The sequence below is a fragment of the Pseudomonas parafulva genome, from assembly GCF_002021815.1.
GTDB classification, from domain to species: Bacteria; Pseudomonadota; Gammaproteobacteria; order Pseudomonadales; family Pseudomonadaceae; genus Aquipseudomonas; species Aquipseudomonas parafulva_B.
This window is the reverse complement of record NZ_CP019952.1, coordinates 652,362-665,535: the sequence shown is the minus strand read 5'-3', so window position 1 is coordinate 665,535 and position 13,174 is coordinate 652,362. Positions and strand designations below refer to the sequence as shown.

Annotated in this window: 14 protein-coding genes; 6 read left to right on the top strand and 8 right to left on the bottom strand. The window is 63.6% G+C overall.

The window, feature by feature from the left end:
* Positions 1-13: 13 nt before the first annotated feature.
* The 4 genes from yedA to B2J77_RS02895 form a co-directional block, all read right to left on the bottom strand.
* Positions 14-907 carry a drug/metabolite exporter YedA gene (yedA, locus tag B2J77_RS02910; RefSeq protein ID WP_078479384.1) on the bottom strand — a complete coding sequence of 298 codons (894 nt, stop codon included), beginning with the start codon at positions 905-907 and terminating at the stop codon, positions 14-16.
* Between the two features lie 130 nt (positions 908-1,037).
* Positions 1,038-1,643 (bottom strand): PolC-type DNA polymerase III, encoded by a 606-nt coding sequence (locus B2J77_RS02905; protein WP_058603609.1) that lies wholly within the window; start codon positions 1,641-1,643, stop codon positions 1,038-1,040.
* Positions 1,644-1,650: 7 nt separating this feature from the next.
* Positions 1,651-2,130 carry an NYN domain-containing protein gene (locus B2J77_RS02900; protein ID WP_023534583.1) on the bottom strand — a complete coding sequence of 160 codons (480 nt, stop codon included), beginning with the start codon at positions 2,128-2,130 and terminating at the stop codon, positions 1,651-1,653.
* A 71-nt stretch (positions 2,131-2,201) separates the two neighbouring features.
* Positions 2,202-2,963 carry a DUF2076 domain-containing protein gene (locus tag B2J77_RS02895; protein WP_078477948.1) on the bottom strand — a complete coding sequence of 254 codons (762 nt, stop codon included), beginning with the start codon at positions 2,961-2,963 and terminating at the stop codon, positions 2,202-2,204.
* Positions 2,964-3,131: 168 nt separating this feature from the next.
* On the opposite strand from B2J77_RS02895, the gene B2J77_RS02890 reads away from it, so the two are divergent.
* Positions 3,132-3,788 carry a hypothetical protein gene (locus B2J77_RS02890; RefSeq protein WP_058603606.1) on the top strand — a complete coding sequence of 219 codons (657 nt, stop codon included), beginning with the start codon at positions 3,132-3,134 and terminating at the stop codon, positions 3,786-3,788.
* Between the two features lie 16 nt (positions 3,789-3,804).
* On the opposite strand, the gene B2J77_RS02885 is transcribed toward B2J77_RS02890, so the two are convergent.
* Positions 3,805-4,584 carry a helix-turn-helix transcriptional regulator gene (locus tag B2J77_RS02885; RefSeq protein WP_058638976.1) on the bottom strand — a complete coding sequence of 260 codons (780 nt, stop codon included), beginning with the start codon at positions 4,582-4,584 and terminating at the stop codon, positions 3,805-3,807.
* A gap of 317 nt (positions 4,585-4,901) precedes the next feature.
* Between B2J77_RS02885 and B2J77_RS02880 the strand changes: the two genes are divergently transcribed.
* Both B2J77_RS02880 and B2J77_RS02875 read left to right on the top strand, forming a co-directional pair.
* On the top strand, positions 4,902-5,726 hold the full coding sequence (locus B2J77_RS02880) for a carbon-nitrogen hydrolase family protein (RefSeq protein WP_058638975.1): 825 nt from the start codon (positions 4,902-4,904) through the stop codon (positions 5,724-5,726).
* Between the two features lie 83 nt (positions 5,727-5,809).
* Positions 5,810-7,132 carry an APC family permease gene (locus B2J77_RS02875; RefSeq protein ID WP_078477947.1) on the top strand — a complete coding sequence of 441 codons (1,323 nt, stop codon included), beginning with the start codon at positions 5,810-5,812 and terminating at the stop codon, positions 7,130-7,132.
* Between the two features lie 126 nt (positions 7,133-7,258).
* On the opposite strand, the gene B2J77_RS02870 is transcribed toward B2J77_RS02875, so the two are convergent.
* Together B2J77_RS02870 and hrpB are read right to left on the bottom strand one after the other, a co-directional pair.
* The gene (locus tag B2J77_RS02870) at positions 7,259-7,879 is read right to left on the bottom strand and encodes a LysE family translocator (RefSeq protein ID WP_058638973.1); all 621 of its coding nucleotides are present in this window, start codon (positions 7,877-7,879) and stop codon (positions 7,259-7,261) included.
* A 189-nt stretch (positions 7,880-8,068) separates the two neighbouring features.
* Positions 8,069-10,591: an ATP-dependent helicase HrpB gene (gene hrpB, locus B2J77_RS02865; RefSeq protein ID WP_078477946.1), complete on the bottom strand. Its 2,523-nt coding sequence runs from the start codon at positions 10,589-10,591 to the stop codon at positions 8,069-8,071.
* A 119-nt stretch (positions 10,592-10,710) separates the two neighbouring features.
* Between hrpB and B2J77_RS02860 the strand changes: the two genes are divergently transcribed.
* Together B2J77_RS02860 and B2J77_RS02855 are read left to right on the top strand one after the other, a co-directional pair.
* The gene (locus B2J77_RS02860; protein ID WP_078477945.1) at positions 10,711-11,130 is read left to right on the top strand and encodes a polyribonucleotide nucleotidyltransferase; all 420 of its coding nucleotides are present in this window, start codon (positions 10,711-10,713) and stop codon (positions 11,128-11,130) included.
* A gap of 21 nt (positions 11,131-11,151) precedes the next feature.
* On the top strand, positions 11,152-12,021 hold the full coding sequence (locus B2J77_RS02855) for a cation diffusion facilitator family transporter (protein ID WP_058638970.1): 870 nt from the start codon (positions 11,152-11,154) through the stop codon (positions 12,019-12,021).
* 4 nt (positions 12,022-12,025) lie between these two features.
* On the opposite strand, the gene B2J77_RS02850 is transcribed toward B2J77_RS02855, so the two are convergent.
* Complete coding sequence (locus B2J77_RS02850) at positions 12,026-12,820, bottom strand: DUF6515 family protein (protein WP_058638969.1); 795 nt, start codon at positions 12,818-12,820, stop codon at positions 12,026-12,028.
* 94 nt (positions 12,821-12,914) lie between these two features.
* Here B2J77_RS02850 and B2J77_RS21250 point away from each other — a divergent pair, with 94 nt between their 5' ends.
* A complete protein-coding gene (locus B2J77_RS21250; protein ID WP_153302480.1) occupies positions 12,915-13,073 on the top strand; it encodes a hypothetical protein in 159 nt (52 codons plus the stop codon).
* Positions 13,074-13,174 lie beyond the last annotated feature (101 nt).

Here is a 13,174-nt window from a genome sequence, read left to right as displayed (position 1 = left end):
CCCGGTCGAGCGGCTACGCGACGGGTCGCGCCTTGCGCCACTGCGGCAGGCCGATCAGGACCACCGCGCCGATGATCACGGCCATGGCAACGCACTCCTCGGCACCGATCTGCTCGCCGGCGAACACGATGCCCAACAGCACCGCCACGGCCGGATTGACGTAGGCATAGCTGGTGGCGGCAGCCGGGCGAACGTGCTTGAGCAGGTACATGTAGGCGCTGAACGCCAGGATCGAGCCGAAGAACACGAGGTAGGCCAGCGCGCCCCAGCCGGCAACGGTGGGCATCTGCGTCATGCGTTCGCCCGACAGCAGGCTGCCCAGCAGCAATGCCGTACCGCCGACCAGCATCTGTGCAGCGCTGGCCATGGGGCCCGGTGGCATGGGCAGGCGCTTGCTCCACACCGACCCGAACGCCCACGAGGCGGCGGCGAAGATCAGCAGCGCCGCGCCAAGCGGGCTCGCCTGCAGGTTGGAGCCCAGGTTGAGCAGACCGATGCCAGTCAGGCCCAAGACGATGCCCGCCCATTCGAGCGCCGAGTTGCGGTAACCGAACATCAGCCCAAACACCAGGGTGAACAAGGGCACGGTCGCCACCGCCAGCGCTGCCACGCCGGACGCCACGCCCGCATGTTCGGCGATGGTCACGCCCCCGTTGCCACAGCTGAGCAGCAAAAAGCCCACCAGCCCCGCTGCCCGCCACTGCGGCCAGGACGGCGATGGCGCCCCTCGCCAGCGCATGAAGCCGTACAACAGCCCTCCGGCAATCAGAAAGCGGACCCCGGCCATGAGCATGGGCGGCCAGCTTTCCACACCGATGCGGATAAACAGGTAGGTTGAACCCCATACGAAATACAGGGCCACGAAGGCCCCGATTAGCAGAAGCGGGAAGCGGCGGGTGCTGGACATGGTCGAGTCGAAAATCCTTTTGCGGGTGACGCAGTCTAACGGCGTGAAGCGCAGCGGCAACCCTACAGTGGGGCGCTGGATCAGCAGCACACTTGCAACCTGGGGCGTGCGACGCCAGGCGCTGCCCGCTTCAGCGATAGATTGCCAGCGCGTCGCGCACCTTGGCGGCGGGGGTTTTCTGCAGGCGGCAGAACAAGTCGTGGGAAGGCTGCTGCACCCCGTGGTCCTGGCGCAGTACGCCGGCCAGGTGCTGGACCAGGTTGGCGGCCATTTCCGCGTCGGCCATGGCCCGGTGGGCCGTGCCAGTGTTGGGCAGCCCGGCCCAGCGGGTCAGTGTGCCCAGCTTGTGGTTGGGGGCTGCCGGCAGCAGGCGCCGGGACAGCAACAGCGAGCAGGCGAAGGGCTGGCTGCGGCTGCGGCCGATGCGGCCCAGCTCGAAGTCCCAGAACTTCTGGTCGAAGGCGGCGTTGTGGGCCAGCAGCGGCGTTGCCCCCACGAACTCGGCCACCTCGTTCATCACCTGCTCCACCGGGGGTGCCTTGCGCACCATGGCAGTGGTGATGCCGGTCAAGCCCGACACGAAAGCAGGCACCGACACCCCCGCGTTCATCAGGCTCTGATAACGCTCGACGATTTGCCCGCGCTCGAGCATCACCACGGCCACCTCGGTGGCGCGGCAACCGGTGCCTGGGGAAATGCCGGTGGTTTCAAAGTCGATGACAGCGATACGTTCCATAAAAACCTTAGTGCTTGAGCAACAACGGGCCCTCGATGGGCACATAGCGGGTGGCGGCGCGGATCAGCGACATCGCCGTCAGCCCAGGCACGCCATAGACCACCGCTTCGGTGCCGTGACGCTGGATCACGCGGTCGAGCAGCAGGTCGAAATCCCCATCACCCGACGCCAATACCACCTGGTCCACGCGGCTGGCCGCATCGATCACATCCAAGGTGATGCCGACATCCCAATCGCCCTTGGCCGAGCCATCGCTGCGCTGGATGAAGGGCTTGAGGCGCACATCGAAACCCAGGTTGCGCAGTATCTGCTGAAACTGCTGCTGCTTGCTGTCGCCCCGATCGATGGCATAGGCCACCGCCTCGACGATCTGGCCTTCGCGGCTGACCTGGTTCCACAAGGCGGTGTAGTTGAAATGGCAACCGTGGGCCTGGCGCACGGTGTAATAGAGGTTCTGCACGTCGGCGAACAGCGCGATCTTTTTCACCTTGGCACCTCGTCTGGCCGAATCGGGGGCGGGTTCAGCGCCCCGCGAAGGCCAGCAGTATGCCAGAGCCGTCAGACGTAGGAATCGTCGTCGGAGAATAATCCCCCGTCATCACCGCCGTAATCGGCGTCACTGTAACCGCCCTGGTCGCTGCCCCAGCCGCTGTTGTCGGCCACGTGCTGCTGCTCGCTCTGGTCGTTCCAGCCGCCACTGTCACTGGCCTGCGCAGGCGCTTCCTTGATCACCTCGACCACCTCTTCGGGCTGGGAGTTGTGGTTGAACAGGCTGCTGATGCCCTGGGCCAGCAAGACACCACCGGCTACACCGGCAGCCGTCTGCATGGCGCCGCCCAGGAAGCTGCTGGCGCCGCCGCGCGCGGGCGCTGCGCTAAAGCCCGACTGCTGGGCCGGCGGCTGCGAGAAGCCAGGTGCCGCGGGTTCGCGCCAGCCGCCACCGGCGGGTGCGGACGGTGCGACCGAACGCTGGGGCTGAGAGGCAGGTGCCGGCGCCGAGCTACGCCCGCCAGCGCCGAAGAGGCTGGACAGAAAACCGCCGCCGCCTGTGTTCTGCGAGGCGCCGGCCTGCGCAGCTTCGGCCTGGGCGCGTGCCTGCTTGAGTTCCGCTTCGAGCTGTTTGTTTTGTTCGTCCAGGCGCTTGATGGCCGCTTCCTGCACCAGGATCGCCTGGGCCATGTAGTAAGGGGCCGCCGGCTGCTGGCGCACATGCGCCTCGATGCAGGCCTGGGCCTGCGCATCACGGGGCTGGCTTGGGTCTTCGGCCTGCTTGATGCGGCTGAACAGGCCATCGATCAGGGATTGTTCTTCGGTATTCATGGGGCGACCTCGTGGGTAGCGGGACTACGGACAGGCTCAAAGATGGGGCGTCGACGCGGCTGATTCAATCACCGGCGGGGTGAAACTTTTTTCAGCAAGTAACGGATCAAGGGTCGCTTTGGGCTAGAGTTAGACCCCCTGTTTCAACTGCCATGCGATGTTGACCCCATGAATCCGCTGAGCGTTTTGCGCGACTCCCTCCACTTCTTCACCCGCCACCTGGCCGGTATTGCCCAACTGTGCCTGCCGCTGGTGGTGCTCGAAGCCGTGCTGACCCAGGTGCTGTATCGCCAGCTGGGCGAGCAGGCCTCCCCGGCCTACGGCATGCTGATCTACGTGCTGTGCTACCCGCTGTACAGCGCAGCACTGATCCTGTACCTCGATACCCGCAGCAATGGCCAGGCGATCGCCAAGCGCGACCTGTTTGCCCGTGCGGTGCAGCTCTGGCCGGCGCTGACGCTGCTGGTGCTGATCAGCTCGTTGCTGATCATGGCCGGCATGGCCTTGTTCGTGTTCCCTGGGGTGTGGATCATGGTCAACCTGGTGTTCGGCGAATACCTGTTGGTGCTGCGCGGCTTGCCCGTGGTGCAGGCGATGCGTGAAAGCGCCCGCATGACCACTGGCCATTTCCTGCGCATTCTGGTGTGCCTGCTGGCCGTGCTGGCGTCGATCTGGCTGATCGAAGGCCTGATCCTGATGGCCATCCCCGACCCTTCCCCTGGCGTGCAACTGCTCGTGGACAGCCTGGCAGGCTTCCTGCAATTGTTCGGCACGGTGGTCATGTATCGGCTGTTCATGCTGCTAGAGGTTGAGCAGCGCACGTGAACCCAGCTACCGGCTGCTAGCGCTGGGCCTTGAGAAACAAGGCGAACAGCTCTGACTGGGACTTGATGCCCAGCTTGCGGTAGATGTGCTTGCGATGGACCCGCACAGTTTCCGAGGAGATGGCGAGTTTGCGGCCAATCTCCTTGCTGGAACAGCCGCTGAGCAGCATGCGGCCCACCTCCAGTTCGCGGGCGGTGAGCGGCGTTTCAAGGTGGCCAAAGCCCTCGGCCAGGTGGTTCTGCCACGCAGGCGCCGGGGTGACTTCGTCGACATCGTGCTCGAACCGAAAGCGCTGGCGCATGGTGGCCAGCACCCAGGGTTGCAGAAGATGCAGCAGCGCAATCTGCTCGCCCGCAAAGCGAGAGCGGCTACCCAGCGACAGGCACAGCGTGCGCCCGGCATCCAGGGCCACGTTGTACTGCACCTCGTCGGCCACCACGTTGAGGCGGAAATAACGCTGGTAATAGTCGGTGCGCTCGAAGCATTCAGGGGCCACGTCGGCCAGCTGCACCAGGCCGCTTGCCGGCGTCTCCCGGCTGGCGATGTAGAACGGGTCCAGCAGGTAAAGGCCCATGAGGTAATCCTGAAATAACGGGTCCAGCCCACCATCACTGCCGGGGGATTCGGCATACACCAGCGGGCGATGCTCGCTGAAAAGAAACGCGACCCAACTGTCGAACGCCACGTATTGCTCCAGCAACCGCACCAGGCGCAGCCAGAAGCCGGGGTGGTCCAGCGCATCGATCACCTGGCCGACCGACCGATGCCAGGCAATGTCCTGAAGTGTGAGGTTCATGTCCGGGCTCTGTACCAAAAGGTGAGATGCAGGTCAGGGTGAATACAACCGAGCAGGCAAAGTGTACTGGAGTGCATGGGCATTGCGGCGCTGTTTTCAGCACAGCGTTGGCCAGTACCGAAGGAATGTGTACGGGGCTAACCCCTATGGGTTACCTCAAGGGCGTAATTACCCCGCCGCCGATGGCAGCGGCATACTCGGGCAATCACCGTCCGCCACAGCAAGTGGCAGGCACGTTATCTCAGCCGGTGCAGTGCGCTGGTTTCACGCCGCGTCGATTACCTGGCAGCCGTTTGGCTGCGCAGTCAGGAGTTGCAATGAAAGTAGAACTCGTCCAGCTGGACGGTCGCGACGGCGACACCGCCTACAACCTGGAACGCACCCTGGAGGCGATCCACCGCGCCGCAGCGGATGTGGACCTGATCGTGTTCCCGGAAACCCAGCTGATGGGCTTTCCGACGCAAGACAACATCGCGGCCATCGCCGAGCCCCTGACCGGCCCGACGCTTGCCGCCGTCGCCCAAGCGGTGACCGACAAGGGCGTGGCAGCCGTGGTCGGCCTTGCCGAGGCGGGCGAAGACGGGCACTTCTACAACACCACCGTGCTGATCACCCCGGACGGTGTCGCGCTGAAGTACCGCAAGACCCACCTGTGGGCCTCCGACAAGGGCATCTTCACGGCGGGCGATCGCTACGCCACGGCGCTGTACAAAGGGGTGCGCGTAGGGCTGTTGATCTGCTTCGACATCGAATTCCCCGAAAGCGCCCGCGCCCTGGGCCAGCTGGGCGCCGAGCTGATCCTGGTGACCAACGGCAACATGGACCCGTACGGCCCCACGCACCGCACTGCTATCAGCGCTCGCGCCATGGAAAACCAGGCCTATGCGGTGATGGTCAATCGCGTCGGCCAGGGCGATGGCAACCTGGTGTTTGCAGGCGGCAGCGCGGTGGTCGACCCTTACGGCCAACTATTGTGCGAGGCAGGGCGCAGCGCCTGCCGGCTGCAGTTGGACCTCGACATGGCGCTGATCGGGCAAGCGCGCCAGGACTACAGCTACCTGGCCGAGCGCCGCTTCGAGCTGCCAGGCCAGCAGGTCGAGCACCCAGGCGGCTTGCGAGAACTGATCCTGACCACCGGCTGAACCCTTGCGCCACGGCTGGCGCCCAGGGCCCTGGCCGGGCCCTGACACTGAACTCCATAAAAAACACAATCCGGAGTAACACCATGGCCCACTTGAAACGTACCCTGTCGCTGGGTGCGGTGACGCTGTTCGGCATCGCCTACATGACCCCCATCATTGTGCTGGGCACCTTCGGCATCCTTGCCGACACCACCCAGGGCGCTGTGCCCTCGGCTTACCTGGCCGCCTCCATCGCCATGCTGTTCACCGCCCTGAGCTACGGCAAGATGGCCAAGGCCTTCCCCGTCGCTGGCTCGGCCTACACCTACGTGCGCAAGTCCATCAGCCCCAAGCTGGGTTTTCTGGCCGGTTGGGCGGTGCTGCTGGACTACCTGTTCCTGCCCATGGCGATCTGGCTGATCGGCGCGGCCTACCTGCATTCGGCCTTCCCGGCGGTGCCGCAGCCAGTGTGGGTGCTGGCCTTCATTGCCGTCACCACGGCCATCAACATCATCGGCCTGCAACTGGCCAAGACCGTCAATGGCGTACTGATGCTGCTGCAGTTCCTGGTACTAGCAGCCTTCGTGGGCCTGGCCGTGCACTACGCCACCGGCGAGCTGAACCAGCCGTTGTGGTCGCTGGCACCCTTTCATCAGGACGGTTTCCAACTGCCTTTGATCATGAGTGGCGCCGCAATCGCCTGTTATTCGTTCCTGGGCTTCGATGCGGTCAGCACCTTGACCGAAGAAACCCATGAACCGCGCAAGACCATCCCTCGCGCCATCCTGCTGATCACCCTGCTGGGCGGCTTCATCTTCATCGTGGCCAGCTACTTCGTCCAACTCGCCCACCCTGGTGCGACCTTCAGCAACCCGGACTCGGCTGCCTACGAAATCGCGAAGGCCATTGGTGGGGACATTTTCGTCAGTTTCTTCCTGATCGGCCTGATCGTGGGGCAATTCACCTCGGGGCTTTCGGCGCAAGCCAGCGCCTCGCGCCTGCTGTTCGCCATGGGCCGCGACGGCGTATTGCCCAAGCGTTGGTTCGGGCGACTGAGTGCACGGTTCGGCACACCGGTCATCAGCATCGTCCTGTGTGGGATAGTCGCGCTGCTGGCCTTGCGCATGGACGTGACGACCTCCACCTCGTTCATCAACTTCGGCGCTTTCCTGGCCTTCAGCCTGGTCAACCTGTCGGTGATCTTTCACTACTGGATCGCCCAGGGCGAACGCGGGCTCAAGGCTGCAACGGTGTACCTGGCCTTCCCCTTGATTGGGCTGGTGGCGGACCTGTGGCTGATGGCAAGCCTGGACCACATGGCCATCTACCTTGGTTTGGCCTGGCTGGCCATGGGGTGTCTGTACCTGCTGGTCATCACTCGTGGGTTGCGCCAACAGCCGCCAGAGATGCATTTCGAGGAAGCTTGAGGATGGGCGGGCAGTGTGGCTGGCGGGGCTTGGAGGTATGCCCCGCGGGCTTGGGTATGTTGGGATTGGATGACTAGGGTCTTATGGTAAGCCTGCGGGCAATAGACCGCGCCTTACTCAAGGGCATCAACGTTTGCTAAAGGCGAGACGCGCCGCAAAAAGAACGAAGATCATACCTGTTGCACGATCCATCCAGGCAACGACCTTCTCACGACGCAGTAGCCCGGCCAATGGCTGGGTGGCGGCGATCAGAATAATCGACCATAGCAGCCCAATGGCCACGTGAATGCTGACCAAACCGAACGTCCAAGCAACCAATGGCTGACCTTGGGGAATGAATTGGGGCAAGAAGGATACGTAGAAAATACCAATCTTGGGATTCAGGATATTTCCCGTCATTCCCTTCAAGAACCAGTTATGGCTTGGCTTTACTGCCGCCTCGACAGGCGACAATGATTGACGCGGACGTAGAAGCATATTCAGCCCAAGCCAGGCTAGATAGGCGGCGCCACAGTATTTCAAAACGTTGAACGCCAACGCTGATACAGCAATCAGTGCGCCTAGCCCAAACGCCACAGCGGCGCCCCACAGCAAGCAACCTGTGTTGATGCCTAGCGCGGCGCGAAAGGCCTGCTGCTTTCCTTCTACAGTAGCCGTTCTCAATATCAGAGTTGTGTCGAGGCCGGGGGTCAGGGTTAACAGTGTTGCTGCGAAAGTGAACGCAATCAGGTTGTCAATAATTGACATAGGGAGATGGCCTCGGCGTGCTTGAGTGGGGCAGTTAACCTCAAAAGGCTGTCTGCTAGAAGTCGTCTCTCTAACGCAGAGGGCAAAGCCTACGCACTTCAAATATGGCCGGTTAATTCCGACGCAAAGCCAGACTTGCAAAAGAGGTGAACGTAAAAGGCTGGGAGCGTGGTTGAATCGCCCACGCCCCTACGTCCCTCTTGGCTTGGCACGAGCCGTGGCTTCGGCCACCAATGGGTCTTCAGGCCAGTAGTGCTTCGGGTATCGCCCCTTCAGATCCTTCTTCACCTCCACGTAAGTGCTGCGCCAGAAGTTCGCCAGATCCTGGGTAACCTGCACTGGCCTGCGAGCCGGCGACAGCAGGTGCAGCACCAGCGGCTGCCTGCCCTGAGCAATACGAGGGGTTTCTGCCAGGCCAAACAGCTCCTGAAGCCGCACGGCCAAGATGGGCGGATGCTGCGAGTAGTCGATACGGATATTCGAGCCGGACGGCACCTGGATCGCCTGGGGTGCCTGGGTGTCCAGCTCCTGTGGAAGTGGCCAGGGCAGAAGGTTTCTGATGATCGAGGGCAGGTCCAGCTGGCTGAAGTGGCTGAGCCTCGTGACTTTACCCAGGTAGGGCGTGAGCCACTGGTCCAGCGTGTCCAGCAGGTTGGCATCGCTCAGGTCAGGCCACTTGCTGTGTGCCTGCCCACCCTCGATATCCAGCTGGCGCAACAGACCCACTCGGGCCTGCCACTGCCGCAGTTCAGGGTTCCAGGGCAGAAGCTCGATGCCCTTGCGCCTTACCAGGTTGACCAGGGCAAGCGAACGGGTGTGCTCATCAAGACTCGGCAGCGCTTTCGTCGACAAGATCAGCTGCCCCACCTTCAACTGCCGCTCAGCCTTCAGCACCCCTTCCCTTTCGTCCCAGTCAACCTCATCGACAGACTTCACAAGGTCAGCCAGCTCGTCATCGAACAGAGCAGGCTCGAGGTCACTCGCCAGGTAGATCCGCTCCTCACGCTGCCCTTGCCGGCTACCCAGGTCGGCAACCACCAGCCACTCATGCTTGGTTAGCGCATCGGGCTCTGAGAACACCGCGGCACGACCGTTGGAAAGACGGTATTCGGATGCACTTGCACGCCTCTGCTGGCCGATTCGGTCAGGGTAGGCAAACGCCAGGAGACACCCTACCCACCGTGGGTGATCGGGCTCGCTGACAGGGCTGGAGGCCTTCCCACGCAGTAGGGATCGGTACTGCCGAGCCGACTGCTTCACCCGCTGGAGAGAACCGCCACTGCGACGTGAATGTTGCTCCCCTAACAGGGCACTCAGCCGGGTGTGAAGGTCAGCACCGGCCCCACGCAGAATGTCCTTTTCGCCCAGCAGTGCCGCGATGTTGCATGCCAGGTCATCCAGGCCCATCGCATTGCCCTTGATGAGCATGTGGGCGATCCGGGGGTGGGCTGGCAGCGCGCTCATGGCCGCACCGTGTGGGGTGAGCTGCCCAGCATCGTCGAGTGCGCCCAGGCGCTTGAGCAAGTCTCTGGCTTGAGCGAAGGGTGCTGCTGGCGGCTGGTCGAGCCAGGTCATCTCTTGCGGCTTCATGCCCCATCGGGCCAACTGGAGCGCCAAGGCTGCCAAGTCTGCCTGCAGGATTTCAGGGGTGCTGTAGCCGGCCATCTGTTCGTGTTGGGACTGCGACCACAGCCGATAGCAGATGCCGGGCTCCAGGCGCCCAGCCCGCCCCGCACGCTGGGTAGCGCTGGCTTTGGAAATGCGCTGTGTGTCGAGTCGGGTCATGCCGCTGCGGGGGTCGAACCTGGGCACTCGTTCAAGGCCGCTGTCCACCACCACCCTCACCCCTTCGATGGTCAGGCTGGTCTCGGCGATGTTCGTGGCCAATACGATCTTGCGCGACCCCTTGGGTGCGGGGTCTATCGCCGCACGCTGCGCCTGCAGGTCGAGGTCACCGTACAGTGGGCACACGATCACCTCTGGACGGCTGCCGAGCAGCGCCTTGAGGTCCTCTGCCACCCGCCGAATCTCTGCCTGCCCCGGCAGGAAAACCAGAAGGCTGCCAGGTTGTTCATCGATGGCAGCCAGGCACGTGTCCGTGATGCGCGCATCGATTCGCTCGCCCGGCTGATAGGGGCTGCCCCATACCGTCGAGACGGGATACATCCGGCCTTCGCTGGTGACCACGGGTGCATCGTTCAGCACCTTCGAAAGGCGAGCACCCTCCAGCGTTGCAGACATCAGCAGCAGCTTGAGCGGGGGTTCATCGCGCAGCAGTTCACGGGCGCTCAGGCACAGCGCCAGCGCCAGGTCAGAATCGAGGTTGCGCAGGTGGTACTCATCGAAGATGACTACCCCCACACCCTCCAGCGCCGGGTCATCCTGAAGCCGGCGAGCCAGGATGCCTTCGGTGACCACTTCGATCTGCGTACGCGGCCCTGCCTTGCTTTCAAGGCGAATGCGGTAACCGACCGTCTCACCCACCTGCTCACCCAGCTCACTGGCCAAACGCTCCGCCGCCGCCCGCGCAGCCAGTCGGCGAGGTTCGAGCATCAGGATCTTTTGCCCGGCCAGCCAGGGTTCATGCAACAACGCCAGGGGCACCCGAGTGGTCTTGCCAGCACCTGGGGGCGCTTCGAGGATCACTTCATTGCGACGGGCCAGGGCCTGTCGCAGATCTGCCAGTACAAGGTCTATAGGTAATGAAATCATGGTGGCCCTCGAACAAGCAGGCGAGTATAACGGCGAACCGACGTTGTCCTATCATGGTCTTAACTGCGCGGGTTCAGGCGCCTTGCCTGGCCTGCCGAACGCCACGCCTGGAGATTTACATGCGCATTGCTTCCCGCCTGATCGGTGCTGCCCTCGTGGGCACCTTGCTGACGCAACTGACGGCTTGCGGCTCTATCTTCTATCCAGACCGTCGCGGCCAGATCGACGGCAAGGTCGACCCGGCGATCGCCGTGCTGGACGCCGTTGGCCTGTTGTTCTACATCATCCCCGGGCTGATCGCCTTCGGTATCGACTTCGCCACCGGCGCCATCTACTACCCGCCAGGGCAAACCGCGCAGGTGGACCCTGCCAAGCTGAAAGACGCCGTCAATGCCGATGGCACCGTGGACAACCTCAAGCTGCAGGCCATTCTGGAGAGCGAACTGGGGCAACGCCTGCCGCTGGACGACCCACGCCTGATCCAGCACCGCGGCAGTGCTGAACAACTTGCCAGCCTAGGGCTGGTGCCTGCCGCCTGATGCCAAGGACAACCGCCTGACATGACCACCTCGGCCGAACACAAACGGTTGCTTCGCCTGGCCACGCGCGCCTCCCTGGCGGTGGCCAGCATCCTGGTGGTCAGCAAGGCGCTGGCGTGGTGGTTGAGCGGCTCGGTGAGCCTGCTGGCCGGGTTGACCGATTCGGCCCTGGACGCCGTGGCGTCCTTCCTCAACCTGCTGGCCGTGCACTACGCCCTGCGCCCGGCCGATGACGACCACCGCTTCGGGCACGGCAAGGCAGAAGCCCTGGCCGGTATCGCCCAGGCGCTGTTCATCGGCGGCAGTGCCGTGCTGATCGCCTTGCAGGCGTTGGAGCGTCTGCGCAACCCGCAGCCGTTGGGCGATACCGCCATCGGTATCGGGGTAATGCTGTTGTCGTTGGTGCTGACCGTCGCGCTGCTGGCCCTGCAACGCAAGGTCATCCGCGCCACAGGCTCCACGGCGGTACGCGCCGATTCCCTGCACTACCGCTCCGACCTGTTGCTCAACGGCAGCATCTTGCTGGCATTGCTGCTGGCGCGCTTCGGCTGGCCGCAACTCGATGCGCTGTTCGGGTTGGGCATCGCGTTGTACATCCTGTGGAGCGCCCTGCAGATCGCACGCGAAAGCACGGCGATTCTCATGGACAAGGAGCTGCCCGTGAATGTCAGTGAAGACATGGCCAACCGCGTGCTGGCTATCGATGGCGTGCTGGGCGTGCACGACCTGCGCACCCGGGTATCGGGCAACCAGTGGTTCGTGCAGTTGCACATCGAGCTGCCTGGGCAACTGCCGCTGCATCACGCCCATGGCCTGTGCGTGCAGGCCTCGGAGGTGATCCGCGATCAGTACCCCAAAGCCGATGTAATGGTGCACGCCGACCCGGTGTAGCCCTTCAGTTGATGCTGTAGCCCCGCCCGGACAAGCACGCGCCAAGCGCCCGTTGGTAGGTACTTGCAACCGCAGGCGCCGGCGCATAGGCAGCCATGGCAGGATCGAATCCCGACTGGCTGACCGCCCAGCGGTGGCACTGGTAGCGATCCTGATCCTGCTGTTCCTGCCCTTGCCCATAACGCGGATAAGCCACCACGTCATACCCCGGCGCCGCTGCTGGCGCAGGTTCTGGGGGATTGACCACCACGTACTCGCGACTGTTTTCCAGGTACCGATAGTAGGTGTCGGCGACCAGGTACATCATCGCACCGTCCACGCGGAACTTGTGCGCATAGGGCGGCAGGTAGCTGACTCGCGCACCTGGGGGCGGCACCACGACCTGGTAACCCCGTTCCCAGGGGCGATACCAGTACCCGCCCGAGTAGAAATAGTCCTGCCCTTGGTAGGGCACCTTCCAGAAGCGGTCAGGGAACCGGTCCACGGTCTGGCCAGGCCGGTAGTGCGGGCCGGAGCCCCAGCCTTCACCGTGGCCACCAGGGCGGCCCTGCCACCGCGGGCCATCACCGGGGCGGCGGGGAATATCCTGGTAGAACCCTGGCCGTGGGGGCTGCGTCTGCCCGACTTCGTCCCGTGAATTGAGCGCACGCCCAGGCGCAGGCCCTGCCTCGATACCTGGCCCTGTAGCGGCGGGGGGCAGCGCGCCTGGGCCGTCGTTGGGCCCGGCCGCCAGGGCTGCCACGCTGATGCCCATGCCCAGCAAACCAACACCTGCCCACTGCCAGATGTGCGACTTCATGGTAGTCCTCTCGACGGGAAAACGGCTGACTGCGCCAGTCTACCGCGCCCCACCGCGCCGCCCATTAAATTTCAGCCATGAAAAAAGGGAGGCCATGTGGGCCTCCCTTCAGCAATTGTCGTCCGTGCTCGGCGCTTGTGGCCCCGGCTCACCTCACACCGTCTTCTGGAAGGTGCGTAGCCCGGGGGCCTGGCCCATCCTGTTGGATGGCTTGGCCGCGAGCGCCCGTCTGGGGCGCATCGCCGTGGACTGATGTCCGGGCAGTGATTCTGGTGATAAAGATACCGGGCGCGCACCGGCACGGGATTGCGAAGATTGCTCAGATAAATAGCACTTGCGCAATTTTTAACCCTG